This is a genomic window from Kribbella kalugense, assembly GCF_004365875.1.
In the GTDB taxonomy this organism is placed as follows: Bacteria; Actinomycetota; Actinomycetes; order Propionibacteriales; family Kribbellaceae; genus Kribbella; species Kribbella kalugense.
Window position 1 is genome coordinate 83,805 of the sequence record NZ_SODF01000003.1, and the last position, 23,144, is coordinate 106,948.

General features: G+C 67.3%; 20 protein-coding genes. 8 read left to right on the forward strand and 12 right to left on the reverse strand.

Annotated elements, in window-relative coordinates; translation table 11 throughout:
• Window positions 1-246: 246 nt before the first annotated feature.
• From EV650_RS41440 to EV650_RS31700, 3 genes are all read right to left on the reverse strand, one after another.
• A complete protein-coding gene (locus tag EV650_RS41440; protein WP_134122851.1) occupies window positions 247-2,553 on the reverse strand; it encodes a DUF222 domain-containing protein in 2,307 nt (768 codons plus the stop codon).
• Window positions 2,554-2,656: 103 nt separating this feature from the next.
• Complete coding sequence (locus tag EV650_RS31695) at window positions 2,657-3,568, reverse strand: aminoglycoside phosphotransferase family protein (protein WP_134122852.1); 912 nt, start codon at window positions 3,566-3,568, stop codon at window positions 2,657-2,659.
• Between the two features lie 45 nt (window positions 3,569-3,613).
• Window positions 3,614-4,648 (reverse strand): LacI family DNA-binding transcriptional regulator, encoded by a 1,035-nt coding sequence (locus EV650_RS31700; protein ID WP_134122853.1) that lies wholly within the window; start codon window positions 4,646-4,648, stop codon window positions 3,614-3,616.
• 129 nt (window positions 4,649-4,777) lie between these two features.
• Between EV650_RS31700 and EV650_RS31705 the strand changes: the two genes are divergently transcribed.
• Complete coding sequence (locus tag EV650_RS31705) at window positions 4,778-5,764, forward strand: glucuronyl esterase domain-containing protein (RefSeq protein WP_134122854.1); 987 nt, start codon at window positions 4,778-4,780, stop codon at window positions 5,762-5,764.
• 42 nt (window positions 5,765-5,806) lie between these two features.
• On the opposite strand, the gene EV650_RS31710 is transcribed toward EV650_RS31705, so the two are convergent.
• Window positions 5,807-8,110 (reverse strand): chitobiase/beta-hexosaminidase C-terminal domain-containing protein, encoded by a 2,304-nt coding sequence (locus tag EV650_RS31710; protein ID WP_134122855.1) that lies wholly within the window; start codon window positions 8,108-8,110, stop codon window positions 5,807-5,809.
• A 184-nt stretch (window positions 8,111-8,294) separates the two neighbouring features.
• Here EV650_RS31710 and EV650_RS31715 point away from each other — a divergent pair, with 184 nt between their 5' ends.
• The gene (locus tag EV650_RS31715) at window positions 8,295-9,578 is read left to right on the forward strand and encodes a hypothetical protein (protein WP_134122856.1); all 1,284 of its coding nucleotides are present in this window, start codon (window positions 8,295-8,297) and stop codon (window positions 9,576-9,578) included.
• Here the strand turns inward: EV650_RS31715 and EV650_RS31720 are convergent.
• On the reverse strand, window positions 9,575-10,066 hold the full coding sequence (locus EV650_RS31720) for a DUF1269 domain-containing protein (RefSeq protein ID WP_134122857.1): 492 nt from the start codon (window positions 10,064-10,066) through the stop codon (window positions 9,575-9,577). The genes EV650_RS31715 and EV650_RS31720 overlap by 4 nt on opposite strands.
• Before the next feature lie 187 nt (window positions 10,067-10,253).
• On the opposite strand from EV650_RS31720, the gene EV650_RS31725 reads away from it, so the two are divergent.
• From EV650_RS31725 to EV650_RS31750, 6 genes are all read left to right on the forward strand, one after another.
• A complete protein-coding gene (locus EV650_RS31725) occupies window positions 10,254-11,174 on the forward strand; it encodes an ABC transporter ATP-binding protein (protein WP_134122858.1) in 921 nt (306 codons plus the stop codon).
• Window positions 11,171-11,905, forward strand: a complete 735-nt coding sequence (locus EV650_RS31730) for an ABC transporter permease (protein ID WP_134122859.1) — start codon at window positions 11,171-11,173, stop codon at window positions 11,903-11,905. The genes EV650_RS31725 and EV650_RS31730 overlap by 4 nt, the downstream gene beginning before the upstream one ends.
• A gap of 25 nt (window positions 11,906-11,930) precedes the next feature.
• Window positions 11,931-13,067 carry a sensor histidine kinase gene (locus tag EV650_RS31735; RefSeq protein WP_134122860.1) on the forward strand — a complete coding sequence of 379 codons (1,137 nt, stop codon included), beginning with the start codon at window positions 11,931-11,933 and terminating at the stop codon, window positions 13,065-13,067.
• A gap of 10 nt (window positions 13,068-13,077) precedes the next feature.
• Window positions 13,078-13,686, forward strand: coding sequence for a response regulator transcription factor (locus EV650_RS31740; protein WP_134122861.1), 609 nt, complete (start codon window positions 13,078-13,080; stop codon window positions 13,684-13,686).
• 41 nt (window positions 13,687-13,727) lie between these two features.
• A complete protein-coding gene (locus EV650_RS31745) occupies window positions 13,728-14,825 on the forward strand; it encodes a sulfite oxidase (RefSeq protein ID WP_134122862.1) in 1,098 nt (365 codons plus the stop codon).
• 80 nt (window positions 14,826-14,905) lie between these two features.
• Window positions 14,906-15,127: a hypothetical protein gene (locus tag EV650_RS31750; protein WP_238174606.1), complete on the forward strand. Its 222-nt coding sequence runs from the start codon at window positions 14,906-14,908 to the stop codon at window positions 15,125-15,127.
• On the opposite strand, the gene EV650_RS31755 is transcribed toward EV650_RS31750, so the two are convergent.
• From EV650_RS31755 to EV650_RS31785, 7 genes are all read right to left on the reverse strand, one after another.
• Entirely contained in the window at window positions 15,107-16,573 is a 1,467-nt protein-coding gene (locus EV650_RS31755) for a multicopper oxidase family protein (protein ID WP_238174607.1), read from the reverse strand. The two genes, EV650_RS31750 and EV650_RS31755, sit on opposite strands and share 21 nt — an antisense overlap.
• Window positions 16,566-16,979, reverse strand: a complete 414-nt coding sequence (locus EV650_RS31760; RefSeq protein ID WP_134122863.1) for a hypothetical protein — start codon at window positions 16,977-16,979, stop codon at window positions 16,566-16,568. The genes EV650_RS31755 and EV650_RS31760 overlap by 8 nt, the downstream gene beginning before the upstream one ends.
• Window positions 16,976-17,542, reverse strand: coding sequence for a DUF1707 SHOCT-like domain-containing protein (locus EV650_RS31765; RefSeq protein ID WP_134122864.1), 567 nt, complete (start codon window positions 17,540-17,542; stop codon window positions 16,976-16,978). Before EV650_RS31765 ends, EV650_RS31760 begins: the two co-directional genes overlap by 4 nt.
• A 169-nt stretch (window positions 17,543-17,711) precedes the next feature.
• The gene (locus tag EV650_RS31770) at window positions 17,712-19,067 is read right to left on the reverse strand and encodes an ABC transporter substrate-binding protein (protein WP_134122865.1); all 1,356 of its coding nucleotides are present in this window, start codon (window positions 19,065-19,067) and stop codon (window positions 17,712-17,714) included.
• Entirely contained in the window at window positions 19,067-19,948 is an 882-nt protein-coding gene (locus tag EV650_RS31775) for a carbohydrate ABC transporter permease (RefSeq protein ID WP_134122866.1), read from the reverse strand. Before EV650_RS31775 ends, EV650_RS31770 begins: the two co-directional genes overlap by 1 nt.
• The gene (locus tag EV650_RS31780) at window positions 19,945-20,889 is read right to left on the reverse strand and encodes a carbohydrate ABC transporter permease (protein WP_238174608.1); all 945 of its coding nucleotides are present in this window, start codon (window positions 20,887-20,889) and stop codon (window positions 19,945-19,947) included. The genes EV650_RS31775 and EV650_RS31780 overlap by 4 nt, the downstream gene beginning before the upstream one ends.
• Before the next feature lie 33 nt (window positions 20,890-20,922).
• Complete coding sequence (locus EV650_RS31785; RefSeq protein ID WP_134122867.1) at window positions 20,923-23,046, reverse strand: alpha-galactosidase; 2,124 nt, start codon at window positions 23,044-23,046, stop codon at window positions 20,923-20,925.
• Window positions 23,047-23,144: the final 98 nt, after the last annotated feature.

Below are 23,144 nucleotides of genomic sequence, written 5' to 3' on the forward strand. Positions count from 1 at the left end.
CGAACCCGCCCCACAGATCGACGGCGTCCCACCCGGGAATCCGTACGCCGACGCAGCACCGACCAACCGTCCGGTCGCGATGATCTGCGCCTGCGGCAGCTGCTAGGGCGGATCGGCCGCGGTCACGGCTGGGCCGAGATCACCGGACCCATCCCACAGCTCGAACGGCATCCCACCCGGGAATCCGTACGCCGACGCAGCACCGACCAACCGGCCGGTCGCGATGATCTGCGCCTGCGGCAGCTGCTAGGACGGTTCGGGGGCTGTTGTGGCTCGGGTGAGATCGCTGGACTCGCCCCAGGGGTCGAACGGCACGCTGTCGGAGAGTCGGTGCGGCGGCTTCGCTCTCCGGTCGTCTGGTGGGCGCTCGCCCCAGATCGCCAGGTACGTCGCATCGCGCAGCGCCGCGCCGTCCTGGGTAGGCGCAGGGGGCGCCTCGTCCCGGAGGCGCCCGTCACTCGCGGCCAACATCAGCCCCGCCTCCCCGGGCGCGACCGAATCCACGGCCACCGACCGAACAGATCCATCGGCCCGCACCGAGCCTTCGTCCCCACCCGCGCGCAGATCCCCGGCGACTACTTCGCCCGCCGGCGACCGACCGACTGCCGGGTCGCCGACTGCCGAGTCGCCGACTGTCTGCCGGTCGGATGCCTGACGGTCAGGTCCTCGGTGGTCGGGGCCGGGGCCGCCAGATGTCGGGCCGTCAGACGTCCCGTCGTCGGATGTCGGGTCGTCCGGTGTTGGGTCGTCCGGTGTCGACCGGCCTGGTGGTCGGCTGTCGAGTGGTGGCCGGTCAGGCGTCGAGCGGGGTCGTGGGGGTGGTGGTGCTGTGCTCTGGCGTGGGTTGGTGTGGGGTGTCGGACGGGGTGGTGGTGCTGTGCTCTGGCGTGGGTTGGTGTGGGGTGTCGGACGGGGTGGTGGTGCTGTGCTCTGGCATGGGTTGTTCTGGTGTGGGTTGGGGTGGGGTGGTGGGTCGGCCCAGGTGGGGCGGGTGACGTGGACCTGGCCGTTGGTGATGGTGATGGTCCAGTGGCCGTTGTGGAGGTCGGTGTGGTGGCGGCGGCAGAGCAGGGCGAGGTTCGAGATGGCTGTTGGGCCGCCGTCGATCCAGGAGGTGAGGTGGTGGGCGTCGCAGATGATCGGGGGTGCTCCGCAGATGACGCAGCCTCGGTCGCGGGTGTTGAGGGCGCGGCGGATGGCGCGGGTGACGAGGCGTTCGGTGCGGCCGACGTCGAGGGGTTCGGAGTTCGAACCGAGGACTATGGGGATGACTTTCGCGTCGCAGGCGAGGCGGCGGATGGTGGCGGCGGAGAGTCCGGGGCCGTAGACGGTGTCGCCGATGGCGTCGGCGGTTGCGGCTTTGAGGTCGTGTAGGTCGATGGTCACGGTGATGTTCGCCTTCGCCCCGAACCCGGGCACCACATCTCCGCTCACCCCACTACCCCCTCGACCCGCCACCGGGCCGATACCTGCACCACCAACCGCACCACCGGGCGCAGCACCGTCCGACCCGCCAGCCGACTTGTCGGACAACCCACCGGCCGACCCAGCGGCCGACCCGCCAGTTGCACCACTGGCCGAGCTACCGGGCGCAGCCTGGTCCGGCCCACCGTCGGACCCGTTCATCGCACCGTCCCGTGTTGGGGCCACGGCACCGGCCGCCGGCGTGGTAGCGCGAGCTGCGGTGTCCGGTGTCGTGGCGCCTGACGTGGATGGGTTCGGCGTGGACGACGGGTCCGGCGTCGTGGTGCCCGGCGTCGTGGTGCCAGGCGTGTGCGGGTTTGCGGTGGTGGGGCGGGGGATGGTTGGGGATGGGGTGCCGGTGTCTAGGGCGGTGGCGGCGAGGGTGAGGGTGGTGGTTAGGGCGTCGGCTTGGCGCTTTTCGCGGGTGCGGGGGTCGGGTTGACCGTCGAGGGTCTTGTGAGGGCCGGCGCCGGCGAGGATCAGTGAGCGGAAGAGTTCTGCGTTTTCGTTCGCGAGGTAGCCCTTGAACTTCACCCCACGGTCGGCGGTCATCAAGGTGAGGGTTTCGCGGGCGGAGGCTTTCTGTTCTTCGGGTTCTGGGCCGTCGGTGTCGAGGATGTCGCGGGCTTGTTCGGCAGCCTTGCGGAGCTCGGCCGGTGGGAGGTGGCGGGCGAGGCGGACCAGTTCGCGTTCGGCGACCTCGATATCAGCCACCGGCACGGTCGTCGGGACCTTTTCCAGGGCGGTGACGATGGCTTCGGCCTGGGCCGGGCGGAGAACCACCGCAGGCGCCGCCTCCTCGTCCTCGGGAAGGTCGGTGATGTCGGGGAGGGCGGTGGTGATGGCTGGGTACTTGGGGAGGGCTCGGGCGAGGTGGACGTCGCGGCGGGCTCGGTAGTGGTCGAGGCGGTAGCGGTATTCGAGGTACTGGACGGTGTCGCGGGCACCTACTTGTTCGGCGTACCCGGACCTGTCCAGCGCGGCCACGAGCCGCAGGCGGCGGGTTTCGATGCGGGCGAGGTCGGAGTCGGCCTGGTCGAGAGCGTGCACCAGCTCCTGGTCGCTCATCAGCTCAGGTGCCCGGTCCATGCATCAACTCTAGGCACCCCCTCCGACAGTTTTCAAAGCCAGAACCCCTTATTTTCAAGGGATTCCGTTATCCACAACTGTGGATCTTGCCATAGGCAACAAGCTAACGGGCGGTGAAGTCCGAGAGGACGTCGGCGATGAAGGTTTGGCCTTCGGGGATGGCGTTGGGGCGGCGGTCGCGGTAGTACGGGATGGCGATGATCTCGAGGGACAGCACCCAGCCGCGCGCGCGGACCCAGGTGTCGCGGTCGATCTCCAGGGACTCGCGGTATACCTTCCGGGACTCGCCCTCGAACAGGAACCACGCGGCCATCACGTCGCCGGCCGGGTCCGCGGCCCGCGCCGTGCCGAAGTCGATCACCGCGGACAACTTGCCGTCAGCAACCAATACGTTGCCCGACATCAGGTCGCCGTGGATCCAGGCCGGCGTGCCGTCCCAGGTGTCCGCCGCCAGCGACTCCTCCCACGCGGCCAGCAGCAGCCCGGTGTCGAAGTACTCGCGCAATTCGTCCAACGCCTCGCGGAACATCCCGTCCCGCGGCGCCAACGGCGTACCCCGGCTGAATGGATCGTCGTCCGGAACCGGAGCCCCGGTGGTGTCGATCTCCCGCAGAGACCGCACGAACCCGGCCAACTCCCGCGCCACGGACACGGGATCGGCCAGCTCCGACGAGAACGGCGACCCCGGCAACCACCGATAAACGCCCCAACTGAAGGGATAACCAGCACCAGGCTCCCCCAGAGCGATGGGCGAAGGGATCGCCAGCGGCAGGTACGGCGCCAACCGCGGCATCCAAGTCAGGTCCATCTCCACCTGCCCCTGCGTCCGCTCCGTCCGCGGCAACCGGACCGCCAGCTCGTCCCCCACGCGGAACGTCACGTTGTCCGTCCCGGACCGCTCGACCACCCGGGCCGGCAACCCTGCCCAGTCCGGAAACTGCTCCGCAACCAGCCGTTCGACCAGCGCGGAGTCGATCTCGACCTCGTCGTCATGCAACTTCGCTACCCGAGCCATCCCGCGACTCTGGCAGTCCAATCGCAAGCAGGCAACCAGTTTCGGTCAGAGTACGTCGTACGGCGAGAGGGTAGGGCCGACCGTCGAGCGGCCCTCGACGAAGCGGGGTTGGACGTAATTGATGCCGGGTTCGCCGGCGCCGGCGATGACTGAGAGCAGCCGCTGCGCCGCCCGCTCGCCGACCGTGGCGAGCTCCGGATCGAACGTACTGAGGGGATGATCCGGGCGCATGACACCCGCCAACCGGTTGTCGTAACCGACGATGGCGATGTCATCAGGAACGCGGATGCCGTGCCGATGGAAGGTTGCAAACAGCCCGATCGCGATCTCGTCATTGGCCGCGAAGATCGCGTCGACCGGTTCGCCACTCGCGATGATCCGCTCCGCCGCGTCGATGCCCCAGCGCTGCAGATAGCTGCCGTAGAGCGGCCCGCCGCCCATCGCGATCGGCAGACCGGCGGCCGCCATGGCTTCGGTGAAACCCGTCACCCGCGCGTCGACCGCCGCATCGTGGACGGCAGCGGTCACGTGGGCGATATGCCGCCGGCCGATGTCGATCAGATGCTCGGCCGCGGCCTGTCCGGCACCGCGATTGTCGGGCGCAACGACGTAATCCGTCTCAGGTGTCGCCGACGAAGACGCGAAAACGACAGGTACGGCGAAGTCCTCGGACAGCACCAGGCTGGCCCGGTTGGGATCATCGCCGACGACGAGGAGGCCGTCGATGCGACGGGAGCGCAGGCGTTTGAGGTAGTCATTGAGGATGCGTGGAGTGCCGTGCGCGTCGAGGGTGACGGCGGCGATGTTCTCCCGCCCGAGATAGTTGGTCGCACCCACGATGAGCGGCATGCTGAACCGGCCGTGGGCGTGTTCGGCAAGCACCCCGACGATGAAGCTGCGTCCGGTGACGAACGACCGCGCGATCATGTCCGGCTGGAACTGCAGCCGCTCCGCGGTCTCGATCACCTTCGCCCGCGTCTCGGCGGAGACCCGGCCGGCACCGCTCAAGGCGCGCGAAGCCGTGGTCAGCGAGACGCCCGCCACCCGGGCGACGTCGCTCATGCTGGCCCGCTTCGCCACAACGCCTCCTCTCGCAGTCGGCCCGATGCTCGAGTGTAAGGGTGTGAAATCGCTTGCGCCCAACTCCCCTGCCCCGGCGTGCAGAACGTGCGAAAATACTTGCGCCGGCCACCCATCATCGGAGCTGCCATGCCAAACCAAGTCACCTCACTCCCCGAGGCCTGGCAACGGGCCACCCTCCCAGATCTGCCAACCGGCCCCAGTGACATCGACACGTTCAGTCGCACGATCTACGGCCGCACCCCCGACGGCGGTCACCTCACCGACGTCGTACTGCTGTCGGAGGAGAAGGGCGTGCTAGACGGAGCCGCCGATCGCCTCCGCCACCGAGCCACCATCGCCTGCCCACTAGGCAATCTCGAGCTCGACACCCTCATTCACCGTCCAGCGACCGCGAGCCCCGCACCGGTCGTCGTCGCGCTGAACTTCACCGGCAACGACGACTCGATCGACGGCGACGAAGCACAACGCTGGCCCTACGCGAAGATCATCGACGCCGGGTACGCCGTACTCACGGTGGACTACCAGCAGATCGAGCCCGACGACCCCGCACCAACAGCAACAGGTGTACGGGCGCTCTTCCCAGAGGAAACATGGGGCGCCGTCGCAGCCTGGGCCTGGGGACTGTCGCGCTGCCTCGACATCGCCACCGGCATCCCGGGCCTGACCCCGGTCGGCGCGATCGCGCTCGGCCACTCCCGCCTAGGCAAGGCCGCGCTCTGGGCCGGCGCGCAGGACGATCGCTTCGCCGTGACCGTCTCCAACGGCTCCGGCTGCGTCGGCGCCTCGCTCTTCCGCCACCCCGGCGGTGAGGACATCGCCGCGATCACCAAAGCCTTTCCGCACTGGTTCGTCCCGTCGTTCTCGGCGTACGCCGGTGCCGAGAGCCGGCTGCCCGTCGATCAGCATCAGCTGCTCACGAGCATCGCGCCGCGCCGCGTGTTCGTCTGCAGCGGTGAGGACGACGACTGGGCCGATCCGGTCGGCGAGTACCTGGCCGTCGTCGCGGCCGGTCCGGCGTTCGAGGACGGCGGGATCGGCTATCACGTTCGGCCCGGCGGGCATGCGCTGACCGAGGTCGACTGGATGCAGGCGCTGGCCTTCGCCCGAGCCTAGGGGCCGCCCTCGGCAAGTGAGGCGGCCCCTAGGCCCACGGCTTCAGTTCTGCACGAGCGACAGGTAGAAGACGTCCTCCTGCTCGGTCTGGTTGAGCGCCTTCACGATCGGGTCGGGGTCGATGATCGGCACCTCGACCTGGATCGTGTCGTGCCCGGAGCTCTTCCACTGCAGCGGCGTACGGTTCCCGTAGAGATCGACGCGGTCGAGCGACTTGACGTTGCGCACGTCCTTCAACGTGACCGTCATCGTCGGCTCGCCGAAGCCGAGGTGGATGGTGTCGCCGGTGTTCGGGTCCTCGAAGATGTTGGCCTGGTTCTGGCGCTTGAGGTCGATCGCGAGCACCAGACGCTTGTCGTCGAGCCGGAAGCCGTTCGCGGTCGACAGCGCCTCGTTCAGCTCCGGCTTCAACTCGGGCGTCGTGGTGAAGTTGTCGTAGGTCTCGGCCTTGGCGCCGCGGAGCAGGTTCGCCAGGGTCACCAGGGTCTTGCCTTTGGGGCTCAGGTTGTTGCCGGAGCGCAGGGTCCGGTTGTAGCCGTACGCAGCCGGGTCGTCCGGCGACCACTCGGCGAAGTACAACAGCTTGAACCGGTCGAGATCGTTGCCTCCCTTGCTCAGCGCCCAGTGGAAGACCCGCGGGTAGATGTCGGCGACGAACTTGTCCTCGGTGGTGAAACCGAGCTCGGTCTGCCAGACGGCCGGGTTCTTGATGCCGCGTTTCTGCGCCGCCGCGTAGATCGTCTGCATCGTGCCGATCGGCATGTAGTGCACGTCGTACACATCAATGCCCTGCCAGGCCTTGTACTTGTCGAGGAGCGCGATGTACTCGCTCAACGGGGCGCCGCAGATCCAGCCGCCGTACACGAGCTTGACGCCGTTGTCGTGGATGATCTTTGCCGCCGGCAACTGGATGTCGGTCATGTACTGATCCATGCCGCCCTCCCAGAAACCGGAGCCTGGGTAGGCCTCGTTCCAGACCTGGAAGTACGTGATCCCGAGCGGCTTCAGGGTGTCGACCGCCAGCTTGACGAAGCTCTTCCAGTCGTCCGGATTCTGCGGCGGCGTACGGCCGATGCTCGTTTGCACGTCCTTCGTCGACAACACGTTGCCGTGGGCATCCTTGGTCACCAGCTGGCGAGTGAACTGCCCGTTGTTCTCGGACTTCACCGGCCCGTACACGTAGGTCTTGCCGTGGAACTCGTACGAGTAGCCGGTCCGGTTGGCCGCCCAGCCGGCGGTGTATCCGAGCACCGGCAGGATGGTGATGCCGTGTGACTTGGCGAGGGTGAACTGACGTACGTACTCGGCGAGCGCGGCCTGGTCGATCTGACCTTTCGCGGGTTCGATCGAACCCCAGTCGAAGTCCATTCGATCCCACTGCACGCCGGCGACGAGACCGGTCTGAGTGCCCTGGTTCTCACCCGCGAAAGCGCGGAACGGCTCGTTCAGCACGAACGGCAGATCGGCCACGACGCTAGGTGCGGAACCGGTCGCGGCGGCCACAGTCTTGAGGCCCGTGTCGGCAGTGATCGCGATGGGACCGCGGTAAGGCTTGGCTGTCGTCGAGGAGTTCGGGTCGCTGCCGTCAGTCGTATAGCGAATGCAGGCGTCCTTCGTCGCGCTCGCAAGCTGCACGGTGTTTCCGGACCTGATCGCGCCCGGGCCGGGCGTGGCGGTGACGGTGGCCGTCTGCGGCGCCAGCTCGGTCGTGATCGTGGCCTTCAGCTTGCCGGGCACCCACCAGGTGGTGACCTGATCGCTGACGAACAACAGGTCGTCGCCCTTCGACGCCACCAGGTCGAGATCGAAGGACGCGGCCTTACCCGTGTAGGTGTAGAGCTCCGTGAACGGGCCTGCGGTGACGGCAGAGTCGCCGTCGTGGGCGAGGAGCACGCGGAAGCGGCCGCCGGGCGACTCGAAGGTGCCGCTGAGGTGGAGGTTCTTGCCGTCGGCCTGGTCGGCGACCGTGTAGGTCTCGGAGATGGCGCGGTCGTCGGTGCCGATCGAGCCGTCGGCCTTGACGAACCAGGCGTGTTCCGGCTTCTTCACGTCGGCGGCCCACTCGTCGGCCGCGAAGACGCCGGAGCCACCCTTCCCGAGCAGTCCGGTGGCGTTGCCGCTGACCGACTGGTACGACCACCGGCCGGGCGCGACGACGTTGGTGTCGAGCCGGTAGTCGGCCACGTTGTCGGTCGTCGGGTTCGCAGGCGCGGGCGTGCAGTCGACCGGAACTGCGGCTGAAGCAGGCTCTGCGGAAGGTTGTGAAAATGCTTGCACTGAGGTCGCCGTCGCGACCGCGCAGAGCATCACCAGAGTGAGCCCTGCAGAGAGCGGACGAATCTTCACGAGTACTCCGTCGTTCGGGAGTGGATAGGCAGGATTCACGCGGAGATCGGGTGTTGATCGGGGACGCTAGAACTGCGATGACAACTTTGTCAACGGTGGGGTACGAGCTCTTGACGAGTCTCCTGCCAGGCCCGCATGCTGACTGCGCAAACTATTGCGCAACCCGAGCCGTCGGGAGTCACGAATGAAGGAAATCTCGCGTCGCCTCTTCCTCGGAGCGAGCGCCTCCCTCGCTCTCGCCGCCGGTACGCCGATCCTCCAGGCCGCGGCAGGAGATTCGCCCAACGCCTCACCGGAGGGCACGACCATCCCCTCGGCCACCTCGATCACCGACAATGGCGGCGCTGTCTGGACCGTCTCCGCGGGCGTGATCTACCGCAACGGCGCGACGGTTGGCGAGACCTACAACGTCTCGGTCCTGCTCTGGTACGGCGGAATGGTCTACCACTCCGGCACCGGCGGCCAGTGGTACGTCTGCCTCAACAACACCTGGCTCAAGGTGACCGACCCGCGCATCCCGCTCTCCGCTCCAGCCGGCTTGATGTACGGCGTCAACGGGCACTACGACACCCAGCTCTCACCCGCCGTCATCGCCGACCGAATGTCCGCACTGGGCGCCTCCGTCTTCCGGGTCAACACCGGCGGCAACGCGAGCACGATCGGCGCCGCCGCCACGATCGCCAGCTACCTGAACAGCGCCGGCAAGACAACGTTCCCAGTGATCGACGCGGGCCTGCGCGACGCGAACGGCGCGCTGGCGTACGGCTCCGAATCGGACGCGTATAACGCCGCCCGCGCGATCGGAACCCAAGTCGCGCAAGCCCTCGCGCCACACGGCGTGACCATGTACGAGTGCGGCAACGAACTCACCCGTGACCCGTACATCATCCTGCCCAGCCATGAGGCCGACGCCGGCACCAAGGCGATCGACTTCAACAACACCAACTGGCCGATCATGCGCGGCTTCATGAAGGGCCTCATCGACGGCGTCAAGACGGTCCAGCCCTCAGCGGCGTGCGGCATCAACTTCTGCAAGTCCGACATCGCCGCCGCCGACGCACTCTGGGACGGTATGCAGCCGGACGGCTCGGGCGGCTATCCGCAGATCCGCTGGGACATCACGACCTGGCACAACTACGAGGGCGACGGCGACATCTTCCACATCGGCACCGATGGCGCCGGCCCGTCCTTCAACCTGCCCGTCTACGTGAAGGCCCGCTACGGCAAGCCGTTCATGATGACGGAGTGGAACTCTGACCCCAACCAGGGCACCGCGCACCGCGCGTCGTACATCCCGACCCAGCTGGCCGAGTTCCAGGCACACCGCAGTACCGAGGCATTCCAGTCAGCCATGTTCTACGAGCTCGACGGCGGCGACCAATGGGGTCTCACCGAAGGCGACGGTACGCCGCTCAACCCGCCGTACAGCGCCTTCCAGAGCTTCGTGTCAGCCCATCCTGACGTCTAGTCCCCGAACATCTCGTGGATGGCTGTTTCCTGGTCGTCGGTCAGATCGGTGTGGATGAGTTTGGCGCGCAGGCGTGTCTTCCGGAACGTCTCGCGCACCTGACCGGTCACCTCGTCGCTGGACAGCAGGAACAGCGCTGAGGTCCCCGGCTGCACCTGCGCGCGTACCTCCTTGATGAAGTCGTCGTCGATCCCCACGTCGATCAGCGACCCCGCCACCGCACCCGCCGCGGCCCCGATCGCGGCACCTGCCCAAGGCATCAGAAAGATCGTCCCGAACAACATCCCCCAGAACATCCCGCCGACAGCGCCGGGCCCGGTCATGTTCCGCACCTGCCGGGTCCGGGGCCGGCGTTTCTCCGGCTGCCAGGACACCGAAGCCGCATCGTGAATCTTGATCAGCTTCTGCTTGGCCAGACTCTCCAACGTCCCGATCGCCTGGTTGGCCCCATCCCAGGTATCGAACTTCCACACCGTCAACGTCGCCATCGCTGCAACTCCCCCACCCTCCTGATCGCCTCTCCACACCTGTGGACGCCCGAACCCGGATCCTTGTTCACCACACTCCCCCAACCACCCCTGAGAAGCGACCCTGAGAGCGGGCTGACGGATGTCATGGGTGGTTCGTGACGGTCGATCCAGAGGTACGACGGGCTGTTCCAGGAAGCTTCTGGGTATGACGACAACGACTGCGGTCAGCCTGCGGGGTGTGACCAAGAAGTACGCGGATGTGCAGGCCGTCGCCGGGGTGGATCTGACCATCCGGGCCGGCGAGGTGGTGGCGTTGCTGGGGCCCAACGGCGCCGGCAAGTCGACCACCATCGAGATGCTGCTCGGACTGGTGAAGCCGGACCAGGGCACCGTCCAGGTATACGACGGGACGCCGGTCGAGGCGATCGCTCAGGGCACCGTCGGGGTGATGCTGCAGAGCGGCGGAATCATCGAGGACGCCAAGGTCGGCGAACTCCTGAACCTGGTCGCCGGTCTGCACAAGGACCCGATGCCGGTGGAGCAGGCGCTCGAGCGGGCCGGCATCGCCGACCTGGCCGGCCGCGTGATGAAGGGGCTGTCCGGCGGTCAGAAGCAGCGGGTGCGGTTCGCGATGGCGATCATCCCGCAGCCCGACCTGATCGTGCTGGACGAGCCGACCACCGGCATGGACGTCGAGTCCCGGCGGGACTTCTGGGCCTCGATGCACGAGGAGACCGCGCGCGGCCGGACCGTGCTGTTCGCCACCCACTACCTGGAAGAGGCCGACTCGTACGCCGACCGCGTCGTACTGATGCGGCAGGGCAGGGTCGTTGCCGACGGCACCGCCGCCCAGATCAAGGCGAGCGTCTCCGGCCGGACCATCCGCGCCACCATCCCCGGCGCCGACCTGGCCGCGCTCGCCTCACTGCCCGGCGTACGGAACGTCGAGACCCGTGGCGAGGTCGTCCTGCTGCAGTGCGCGGACTCCGACAACACGCTGCGGCACCTGCTGGAGAACACCACCGCCCACGACATCGAAGTAACGTCCGCCGACCTCGAGGACGCCGTCCTCGCCATCAGCGACCAGGTCAAGGAACAAGACAAGGCACAGGAGACCCTGGCATGAACCGCAACTACCTGATCTTCGACATCCGCCGGACGATGCGGAACCGCCGGGTGCTGATCTTCTCGATCCTGATGCCGCTGGTGCTGTTCATGATCTTCGGCCTGACCATCCCCAAGGACGCCAGCGAGGGCGGGATCTCCGCGATCGCCTACGTGATGGTGAGTATGGCGATGTTCGGCTCGATGTCCGCCGCGATGAGCAGCGGCGGCGTGATCGCGGCCGAGCGCGACGGCGGCTGGAACCGGACGCTCCGGCTCACCCCGCTGAAGCCCCAGGCGTACGTCGTCAACAAGGTGATCCTCTCGCTGTTGCTGGCCATTCCCCCGCTGCTGTGCGTGTTCGCCTTCGGGATGATCTTCGGCCACGTGCACCTCAGCCTGACCCAGTGGCTGACGGTCGCCGCGGTGTCCTGGCTCGGCGCCCTCCCGTTCGCGGCCATCGGCCTGGTGATCGGCTACATCGCCAAGCCGGACAGCGTGCAGCCGATCACCGGTCTGAGCACGATGCTGATCGCGGCCTTCGGCGGACTGTGGCTGCCGGTCGACCAGATGCCCTCGATCATGAAGCACATCGCCCAGCTCACCCCGGCGTACTGGACCGGCCTGACGTCGCGCAGCGCGCTGACCACGGGCGGCGTGGACACCCAGGCGCTGCTGGTGGTGCTCGGCTGGACCGTTGTACTCGGCTTCATCGGACTGCGCCGCTACCGCGCCGACACCGCCCGCGCGTGAGCGCAAGGGCAGTACCGTGACCACTGTGAAAACCAACCGAAGCCCCAACGTCCTGGACGGGATGGCCGACCGCATCGGCGCCGGTCCGGGCCGTTGGGGCTGGCTGGCGGCAGGGGTCTGGCTGTTCTACCTGGCGCAGCCGTTGCAGAAGATCGCGGAGCGTCAGGACGGCGTCAGCCAGGCCATCGGATTCCTCACGGTGATCCTGTTCGCGGCCAGCTACCTGGGGTTCTTCGGCATCCTGCGCCGGATGGCCCGCAAGCATCTGCTGGCGCGCTGGCAGCGGGTCGGGTATCTGGCCCTGATGATGACGCTCTGCCTGCTGATGATCCCGACCGCCGGCCAGACCGCCCTCACCGGCCTGGTCTACATCGCGTCCGTCGCGATGATGCTGCTGGATCTCCGGGCCGCCTTCGCGTTCGTCGCGATCCTGCTCGCCGGGGCGGAGATCTCGATGCGGGTAGTGCCGGGGTGGAGCGACGACGGCACCTACGGCTTCGCGATCTTCCTCGGCGCGCTGGCGGTGTTCGGGATGCGGCGGGCGATCCAGCGCAGCATCGAGCTGAACGCGACCCGCAAGGACATGGCCGACCTGGCCGTGCAGGAGGAGCGGAACCGGTTCGCCCGGGATCTGCACGACATCCTCGGGCACTCGCTCACCGTCATCACGGTGAAGGCGGAGCTGGCCGGCAAGCTGATCGAGGCGAACCCGACCCGGGCGGCCGCGGAGGTCGCGGACGTGGAGAGCCTGGCCCGGGCCGCGCTGGCCGATGTCCGGGCCGCGGTCGCTGGGTACCGCGAGTTGAGCCTGGCCGGTGAGCTGGTCTCCGCCAAGGCCGCCCTGCAGGCCGCCGAGGTCAAGCCGGACCTGCCGACCACGGTGGACGAGGTGCCGGAGGAGAACCGGGAACTGTTCGCCTGGGTCGTCCGGGAAGGCGTGACCAACGTCGTACGGCACTCCGGAGCCAAACGCTGCACGATCAAGCTCAGCGCCCGGCAGATCGAAGTACTGGACGATGGGAAGGGCCCGACGCCTGGTGGCGGAGCGTCCGGGCACGGGCTGGTCGGCTTGCGGGAGCGGGCGGATCAGGTCGATGCGAGTGTGCAGGTCGGCGAGGCGCCTGGCGGCGGGTTCCGGCTGGCGGTGAAGGTAGGCCTGTGAGGATGGAACTGTGAGTATCCGATTGCTGATCGCCGACGACCAGGCGCTGGTTCGTGGCGCCCTCGCCGCGCTGCTCGATCTCGAGCCCGACCTGGAGGTGGTGGCCGAGGTCGGTCGTGGCGACGAGGTGATCGACGCCGCCAAGAACTGTCAGCCCGATGTGGCCCTGCTCGACGTGGAGATGCCCGGGCTGGACGGGATCGAGGCGGCCGCGGCGCTGCGGACCGCCGTACCCGGGGTGCGGGTGCTGATGGTGACCACGTTCGGCCGGCCCGGGTACCTGCGCCGCGCAATGGAGGCTGGGGCTGCCGGATTCGTGGTCAAAGACACGCCTGCGACGCAGTTGGCCGATGCGGTACGCCGGGTGCATCAAGGGCTGCGCGTGGTCGATCCGTCACTCGCCGCTGAGACCCTGGTCGCCGGGACGAGCCCGCTCACCGGCCGCGAGGCCGACGTACTGCGGGCCGCCCGCGAAGGTGGCACCGTCGCCGACATCGCCAAGGAGCTCCACCTGTCCGAAGGCACCGTCCGCAACCACCTCTCTGCCGCGATCGGCAAGACCGGCGCCCGTACCCGCGCCGAGGCCGCCCGCATCGCCGTCGACAACGGCTGGTTGTAGCCGGTCTCTACCTCTAGGGTTGGGCCTGGGGGTGGGGATTGATGTCGATCGAGGACTTCAGTGTCCGGGGGCGGTTGGCGGACACCGGTGAGGGGATCACCAACGACGAGTTGCAGCTTGCCGCGCGCAACCACGGGATGCCGCTGGAAGGCTTGCGGTACGACGTGACGCCGCCGGGACTGCACTACGTGCTGGTGCATTACGACATCCCGGCAACGAATGCGGGCAACTGGCTGCTCGAGGTGGACGGATGCGTCGAGCAACCGTTGTCGTTCGGGCTGACCGCGTTGCGCGCGATGGGACGCCGTACGATCCGGGTCACGCTGGAGTGTGCCGGCAACGGCCGCGCCACCTTGCAGCCTCGTCCGATCAGTCAGCCGTGGCTGTCGGAAGCGGTTGGTACGGCGGAATGGACCGGCGTGCTGTTGTCCGATCTGCTCCGGCAGGCCGGGATCCGCGAGGATGCCGTGGACGTGGTGTTCACCGGTGCGGATCACGGGATCGAGCGCGGCGTCGAGCAGGACTACCAGCGCGGGTTGTCGGTCGAGGAAGCGCTCGATTCCGGGGCGATCATCGCCTGGGAGATGAACGGTGGGCCGTTGCCGCCGCAGCACGGGTATCCCCTGCGTCTCGTCGTACCCGGGTGGTACGGGATGGCGAGCGTGAAGTGGCTGCGGTCGATCGAGCTGATCGACCACCCGTTCGACGGGTTCCAGAACTCGGTCGCGTACCGGATCCGGACCGGCCCCGACGATCCGGGCGTAGCCGTGACCCGGATCGAGCCGCGGGCGCTGCTGGTGCCGCCCGGGTTCCCGGACTTCATGAGCCGGCACCGCTTCGTTGCCGCAGGCACCGTTCCGCTGTTCGGCCGGGCCTGGTCCGGCTGGGCGCCGATCGAACGGGTCGAGGTCAGCACCGATGCCGGCGTCAACTGGCATCTCGCCACATTGGATGCCCCAGGCAACGACGAACTCGCCTGGCGGGCCTTCGCCTACGACTGGGAGGCGACGCCCGGCGAGCACGTCCTCACCGTCCGCGCGTACGACGCCAGCGGCCGCGAACAACCCATCGAGGCGCCCTGGAACCGCGGCGGCTTCGTCAACAACACGGCCCAGCGGATCACCGTCCTGGTCACCTGATTCCGCGTGTCGTTGTGCGGTTCCGTCGTTCCCGCGTCACATGCTGGAGGAGGACACGGTCTCACTCCAGGAGTGTTGCGGTGAACGAACTGGACCTACAGCTCCACCTGCACGCGCGGGTCTTCCGGACCTTCGACGAGTGGTACGCCGACGTCGACGACGGACTCGACCCCCAGCCGGACAACCCGCTGTGGTGGGGTTCCTACGACTCCCAACGAGCCGCCATCGACGCCGCCTGCGCCCGTATCGCCGCTATGCATCTGGCGCACCAGACCCCGGACTCACTCCGGCTTGTTGTGTGACTTGCCGCCGACGCGGTAGGGCGTGGTGATCCCTTCGTACATGAGGTGGGTCATCAGGCCCTGGGAGGCATGCGGGAGGTTGTGGCAGTGGTCCATCCAGAGGCCGGGGTTGTCGGCGACGAAGGCGATCTCGTAGGTCTCTTTGTTGCCTACTTCAAGGGTGTCGACCCACCAGGGTGAGCCCGTGGCCGCGACGCCGTTGCGGGAGAGTACGACGGCGTGGTGGCCGTGGAGGTGCATCGGATGCGCCTGCCCACTGGTGTTGGAGATCTTCATCCGGACAACGTCGCCCTCGGCAACCATGTACATCGGGACGTCGGGGAACTTGTGCCCGTTGATGGTCCACCACAGCCCCGGCTTCCCGTCCAGGAACCCGACCTGCCGGCCGATCCGGTACTCGAAGTTCCGGTCCGCCTTCGCCGGGTCGAACCCGAGTGGTGCCGGCGTGCCGTAGGTCAGCAGATCGACCGTGTCCGCCGGCAGCTCGGCCTCTGGCGGATCTGTCGATCCGATCCCGAGTGACACCGCTGCCGTACCCGCCACGAGTCGCATCCCGCCGGCTGGCACCACGGCCTCCAGGTCCACCCGTCCACCGGCAGGCAACGGATACGCAGCCGTCACCGGCGTCGGCCCGTGTACGTCGCGTCCGTCCACCGCGACCACCTTGTACGGCGTACCGACCAGGCCGACTCGCAGGACCGTGTTGTCGGTGTTGATCACTCGGACCCGTGCCGTCGTACCCGCCGCGAGATTGATGCGTCCCGTCCCGGTCCGGCCGTTGATCGTCCGCTTCCCGTCGTACGTGTGAATCGCGGCGACCACATCACCAGGGGCGGCCGGCGCGATCACGATCGGGCCGAAGAGCCCGCCCTTGACCTCGTCGCTGGACACCTGATGGGAGTGGTACCAATACGTCCCGGCCTGGTCAGCCTTGAACCGGTACACGTACTTCCCGCCCATCGGTACGGCGTCCTGCGTCACGCCGGCGACCCCGTCCTCGGCGTTCGGCACGTCGATCCCGTGCCAGTGCAACGTCGCGCCGTCGGGCACCGACTCGTTCACGAACGTCACCTGGATCAGATCGCCGACCCGAGCCCGGATCAACGGACCGGGCGACGTCCCGTTGATGGTGTACCCGTCGATCGTCTCTCCGGACGCCAGCTGGAACTTTTGCTTCCGCGCGGTCAGCGTCACGGCGACATTTGGTATACCAGTCGTCGGCCCGGTCAGATCCGCGACGCTCATCCCCGGCATGTCACCGTGACTCATGTGTTCCATCGACGACGCCGGTCCGCCGCCGTAATCGGCGTACCCCATCTCGGCCGGGTCGTACGAGCCCGGGACCAGGCTGGTCGCCCAGAGGTACCCCAGCGGTACGAGTACCGCCAGGGTCACCCCCAGAGCGATCAGCCGGCCCAGCCGCCTGCGCTTCTTGACCTCAGGCACTGGTCACAGGCTGGTTGGGTACAGCGGCCCGTCGAGCCCCCATGCTGGCCACGGCGGCGATCGCGAGCCCGTTGATCCCGTGCAGCACGCCGAGCGCCGGGACCCCGAAGGACACCACCGCGAGCAGGAACTGCAGGACCACCAGGCCGACCACGATCCCGGCCAGCATCCGGCCACGCGGTACGTCGGTCAGGAACGACGCGATCAGGAACACCAGCGCGAGCAGACCGATCACCGAACCGGCGATGCTGTGGTAGCTCTCACCGAGGTTGCTGTAGTCCGCGCCGATCGAGTTTCCGTCGTTCGCATCCTTCGCGATGGTGAACCCGGACAGCGCGATCGAGGCGATCTGCAGGACGACCCCGATCGCGATCACCAGCCCGGTCACCCGGTATACCGTTCTCATGCCCGGCGCTCCATCCGACGCTTCCGGATGACGATGACGGCCGCCACGATCAACACGATCGGCAGGAACGGCGGATGCCCGCCACCCACCACGCACCCGATCGAAGCCAGCGCCGCGAGCACACCCAGCACGATCAGCAACGGCAGCGGAACCCGCCCGATGAACCCGCGCCGAGCCCACTCCGGTCGCTGACCACCGAACGGCCTACCCGGACCCCGACCGCCCCCGGCACCCGGACCGGTCGAACCGGCGGCGTTCTCCGCCGCTGTCCACGGCGGCTTGCGCCAGCCCCACGGCCCGGCCCAGCCCTCACCATCGCCGCTGGAGGCGGCCTCACCGGCGGTGGCCTGACCGGCGCCGGCCGTCTGATGAGCACCCGGTAGGTCTGCGAACAACCCGTCCAGGTCGGCTCCGGTCGTGGCCCGCAACGCCTGATCGACCCGCTCGGAGTGCTCCTCCGCGCTCAGCCGGCCGGCTTCGTAGTGCTCGCCCAGACGCCTGACCGCGTCCTCGCGCTCGCTGTCGCCGATACGGATCGATCCGCCCGGCTTCTCCTCGCTCATGACTCTCCTCGGTGCTCGTGGTTCTTCGATGGCACCAAGGTTGTCTTTCCAAGCCCTGTCAGCGCGTCGCCTCAGCGGCGACACCTCACCTACCCCCGGAGGAGCACCCTGCGCCTACCGACGCAGTACGACGTACTCCCCCGGGCGTAGGCCGTCCCGGGGTAAACCCTCAGCTGTTCACCGAGAGGATCTGGTTCACATCCTTGTTCGCCTTGATCAGCGAACTCGGATCGGCCTCGAACGACATCACCGACTCCATCGCCGGCGTCATCACCGCGGTCACGTCCGCGGCGTTCGGGTTGGCCGGGTACGGGAACACGTCGCCCGCCTCGACCGGCTCCAGGAACGGCGTGACGTCCCAGCCGCTCTTGGCGAACGCCGCCTTCGCCGCCGGCAGGCTCGCCGCCACCGCCGGGAACACCACTCCCGCCTTCGCGACGATGTCCTGCGCGGTCTGCGAACCGAGGAACTTCACCCAGGCCCAGGACGCGTCCCGCCGCTTCGTCCCGGCCCAGATGGTGTCCGCGAGACCGTTCATCATCGACATTCGCTTCCCTATCGGGCCGATCGGGAGCCGTGCCAGCTTGGTCTTCACCTGTTTCAGCTGGCCGTACGTCCCGAGCATCCAGGAGCCGTTCGGGGTCATCCCGTACTTCCCGGCACCGAACGACGTGGTGACGTCCACTCCGGACTTCGCCTCGGCGTACTTCGGCATCAGGCCCTTGGTGATCAGACCGCGCCACCACCCGATCGTGTCGGTGAACTTCGGGTCACCGTAGAAGAACTTCGTGCCCCACGGTTCGCCCTCGGAGTACTTCCACCCGTTGATCGCGGCGTACCAGCTCCAGCTGGTCTGCCCGTCACCACCGCCGGCATCGGAGTACCCGAGTCCGTAGACCTTGACGTGGTCCTTGTCGAACCCGGGTTGGTCACCGCGACGCCCCTTCGAGTCCACCGTCAGCCGGCGGAGGATCTGCTCGAAGGTCCCGCCGTCGCGCGGGTTCCAGGTCATCGAGTTGAGCTGCTCGGTGCTGATCCCGGCGGCCTCGGTGAACGCGCTGTTGTAGAAGTACACCTCACTGTCGAAGTCCTTCGGCAGGCCGTACCGCTTGCCATCGGCACCGATCCAGCGATCGGCGAGACCCTTTTGGTAGATGCCCAGATCAACGTTGTCCTTGGCAACGTATTCGTCGATCGGCAGCACCTGACCCTTGGCCGCGAACAGCGGGTACTTCGACGAGTGTCCGGTGAACACGTCCGGCGCGGTGTCGGAGATGAAGCCGGTCACCAGCTTGGACCAGTAGTCGTTCCACCCGTACTGCTCGATCGTCACGCTGTACTGCGGGTTCTGCTCGTGGAACACCTTGGCGCACTCGGTGTACATCGGCAGTTGAGCGGAGTCCCACAGCCAGTAGATGACCTCGCCCTGCCCGCGGGCCGTCGCGCCGTTGTTGCAGGCGGCAAGCGACGGTACGGCGAGAGCGGCGAGTCCTGCCTTCAGCAGGGTCCTTCGTGACAGCGTCATCATTTGATCCCCGAGAAGCCGATGGAATTGGTGATCCGCTTGGCGAACGCCAGGAACAGGATGATCATCGGCAGCGCCGCGATCAGCGTCGCCGCCATCAACCCGGCCCAGTCCGGCCCACCTTGCGGCGTCTGCGAACGGAACACACCCAGCGCGACCGTCAGCACTCGCACGTTCTCCTGCTGACCGACGAGAAGCGGCCAGAAGTAGTCGTTCCAGGAGTTGATGTAGGTGAGGATCGCCAGCGTCGCAATCGGCGCCGCGCTCAGCGGGATGATCATCCCGAAGAAGATCCGCCGGTGTCCTGCGCCGTCGATCATCGCGGCTTCCTCGAGTTCTCGGTTGATACCGAGGAAGAACTGCCGCAGGAAGAAGATCGCGAACGGCGTCATGAACGCGCCCGGCAAGATGATGCCGGCGAAGCTGTTCAGCAGCCCGAGGTTCTTGATCAGCACGAAGTTCGGCAGCGTGGTGAAGATTGGCGGCACCATCAATGCGGCCAGGAACAAGGCGAACACCTTGTCCCGCCCCGGCCAGCGCAGCCGCGCGAACGCGTACGCCGCCATCGCACTGAAGAACACCTGGCACACCGTCGTGATCGTTGCCACGATCAACGAGTTGCGCAGGTACAGCCAGAAGTTGACGGCCGCACCGGAGCCGCCTTGGGCCTGCGCTTCCTCGATGCTCGACAGTCCGAGTACTCGCTTGAAGGCGCCGAGTGTGGTCTCGACCGGCAGCAGTGAGTGCGGGTGGCCGGGCAGTTGGGTGTTGTCGGAGAACGCCGTACGCAACATCCAGTAGAACGGGAAGAGCGTGACGATCAGCAGGATGAACAAGAGAACCCAGGCGATTGTGCGGCCGACGCTGACCTGCTTCCTCATGCGAGATCACTCTCCCGCGCCCGCAGCAGCCGCAGCTGGACCAGCGAGACGACCGCGAGGATGGCGAACAGCACCAGCGCCATCGCCGACGCGTACCCGAAGTCGAAGCGCGTGAACGCCCGCTCGTAGATGTAGTAGTAGATGACCCGGGTCGCATTGATCGGACCGCCCTGCGTGGTCACGGCGACCGTGTCGAAGATCTGGAACGACCCGATCATGGTGACCACCAGGACCATCACCAGAACAGGCCGGAGCAGCGGCAACGTGATCCGCCAGAACGTCTTCCACTCCGTCGATCCGTCGACTTCAGCGGCTTCGTACACGTACGCCGGGATCGTCTGGAGTCCGGCAAAGACCAGCAGGGCGGTATACCCCATGTGCCGCCAGACGTTGATGCCGGCAACGGTCGGGATCGCCCAGTGCGAGTCGCCGAAGAAGGCGACCGGGTCGATCCCGACCCAGCCCAGGAAGGTGTTCACGATGCCGACCTGGAAGTCGAGCATCCAGTACCAGACCAGCGCGACGACCACGTTCGCCACCAGGTACGGCGCGAGGATGATCGCGCGGACCGTGATCGATTTGGTCAGCCGGTACATCAGCATCGCGATGCCGACCGCCAGCACGGTCTGCAGGCCGATGTTGATCACGACGTACTCGACCGTGACGCCGAGCGCGTTCCAGAAGAAGCTGTCGTGGATCATCCGGTGGTAGTTGTCCAGCCCGTTGAACTTCGGTGCCGAGAGTAAGCTGTACTCGGTGAAGCTCAGGTACGCGCCGCGCAGCGTCGGCCAGATGTAGAACACGACGAAGCCCAGGGTCGCCGGGGCGATGAAGATCATCGCCACCTTCAGATCACCCAGACTTCGCCGCTTCGCCGGCGGCGCCGCCCGATCCCCGTGACTTCGCTTCCTGGCAGGTGGTGCGTTGGTGGTGGCGGTCACGGGGATCTCCTCTTCTGTTGGCGATCGGGCGGGCTACCCGATCGCAGTCACATCCAGCAAGATCGCGCTCTCGGGCCATTGCACGGGCATGAGCACTCCGGCCGAGGCGAGGGCGGCGCCGTTCAGTTCGACACTTCTACCGTCGGCCGACCAGGCCGCGGAGCGCGACTCGGGTCCGGGTGTCGCGATCTTGCTGACCTTGTACGTCCGCTGTGGGTCGAGCCCGGGCAGCCTCACGCGGCCGACCGCGGACGTGACTGACTGCTTCACCTGTACGACGCTGAACACGCCACGCTCGCCGTCCTGCGCAACGACCCCGTGGACGAGTACGTCCTCAGGACCGCGGTCGGCGCGCACCACCCTGCCGGTGTGCAGCAGCGGCCGCAGCTTCTTGTGCAGCGCGACCCAGCCTTTGAGTTCCTCGCGCTCCTCGGGGCTGGCGGACGCGATGTCCCACTCGATACCGAAGTGACCGAACAGCGCGGTGATCGCACGGAACGACAACGTCTGCGTGCGGCCGGTGGTGTGCGCCCGCGGCGGGCCGACGTGGCAGCCGATCAGCTCCGGCGGCAGCAGGAGTTGGGTATACCGCTGGATGGTCTGCCGCTCGAGCGCGTCGTTGCTGTCACTGCCCCAAACCCGGTCGGTCCGCTCAAGGATGGCGAGGTCGACCCGGGCGCCGCCGGACGAGCACGACTCGATCTCGAGACCCGGGTGCCGGCGCTTGAGCTCGTCGATCAGCCGGTATACCGCCAGGGTCTGCTCGTGGATACCCGCCGTGCCCGTCAACTGGTTGCCGCCGTCAACGAAGTCGCGGTTGTGGTCCCACTTCAGGTAGGCGATGTCGTACTCGGTGAGCAGGCTGTCGAGCCGCTCGAGGATGTAGTCGTACGCCGCTGGTATACCAAGATTCAGGCCCTGCTGATGACGGGCGGTCGGCGGCATCCGGTCCCCGGTGGCGAGGATCCAGTCCGGGTGCTCGCGGGCCAGGTCGGAGTCCGGGTTGACCATCTCCGGTTCGACCCAGAGTCCGAACTGCAGGCCGAGACCCTTCACGTGGTCTACCAAAGGATGCAGCCCCTTCGGCCAGATCCCTTCATCGACGTACCAGTCACCGAGCCCGGCGTGGTCGTCGCGGCGGCCGCGGAACCAGCCGTCATCCAGGACGAACCGCTCGGCTCCCACCTCGGCGGCCGCGTCCGCGAGCGCCTTCAGCTTGTCCAGGTCCAGGTCGAAGTACACGGCCTCCCAGGTGTTCAGTACGACGGGACGCTCAGTCTTCGGGTGGTTCGACCGGGCCCGCAGGTAGTCGTGGAACCGCTGCGACACGTCGTCGAGGCCGACGCCGTACGAGCCGTAGATCCACGGCGTGCTGTAGGTGCCCGCAGGCTGGATCCGGCCCTCGCCCGGGAGCAGGAGCTCGCCGCCGCCGATGACGCCGTACCCGCTCATGCCGCGCTCGGCGTACGAACGGTGGTTGCCGCTCCAGGCGGTGTGGACGCCCCAGATCTCGCCGGTACCGAAGCCGAACCCGGGTGTGCCGGCGAACAGCAGCAAGGTCGCATCGGCGCCGGTACGGCCGCGACGGTTGTCGCGGATGTGCGCGCCCTGGGTGAACTCGTGCCGCTGCGGCTGCCGCTCGCCGATATGCCGTCCGGTCAGATCGAGCAACTCGGTCGCCTCGGTCGGCACCGGCAGCGCGAGCAGCAGCCCATCGACCGTGTACGGCGTCGTGCCAGTGTTGACCAGGTCGGCCTTCGCCTTCACGAGACCCGAGTCGGTGAGCTCGATGGTCAGGCGGAGCTCGAGCCCGGCCTCGGTGTCCGTGGCGTCGACCTGAACCGTGTTGTCGGTCTGCGCGACGCTGGTCAGCCGGAAGCTCGCGGAGAAGTCATGGCCGTCGCGGTGCCCGCTCAGTCCTGGCATACCGAACCAGCCCGACGAGTACTCCGGGACGATCGCGATCGGACGGTTCTCGTCCAGGCCGTTGCCGTCCTGGACCGCACCGGCGCCACGACGCAGTTCCAGCAGAGCGTTCTCGGTCAGCTCACCCAGGTCCGCGCCCCAGTGCAGGACGGACGGAAGAGCCGGACCGGAGCAATCGAGCACCAGGCTGACCTCAGCGGCCCGGAGCTGCAGAATCTCGATGTTCGACACTGTTGATTCACTCTGCTTTCTGATTGATTTCAGGACGGAACTATTTACCCCGCCAGCCCCAATGTCAATGCTTCACGAAGTTAAGTAAATACCCTAGA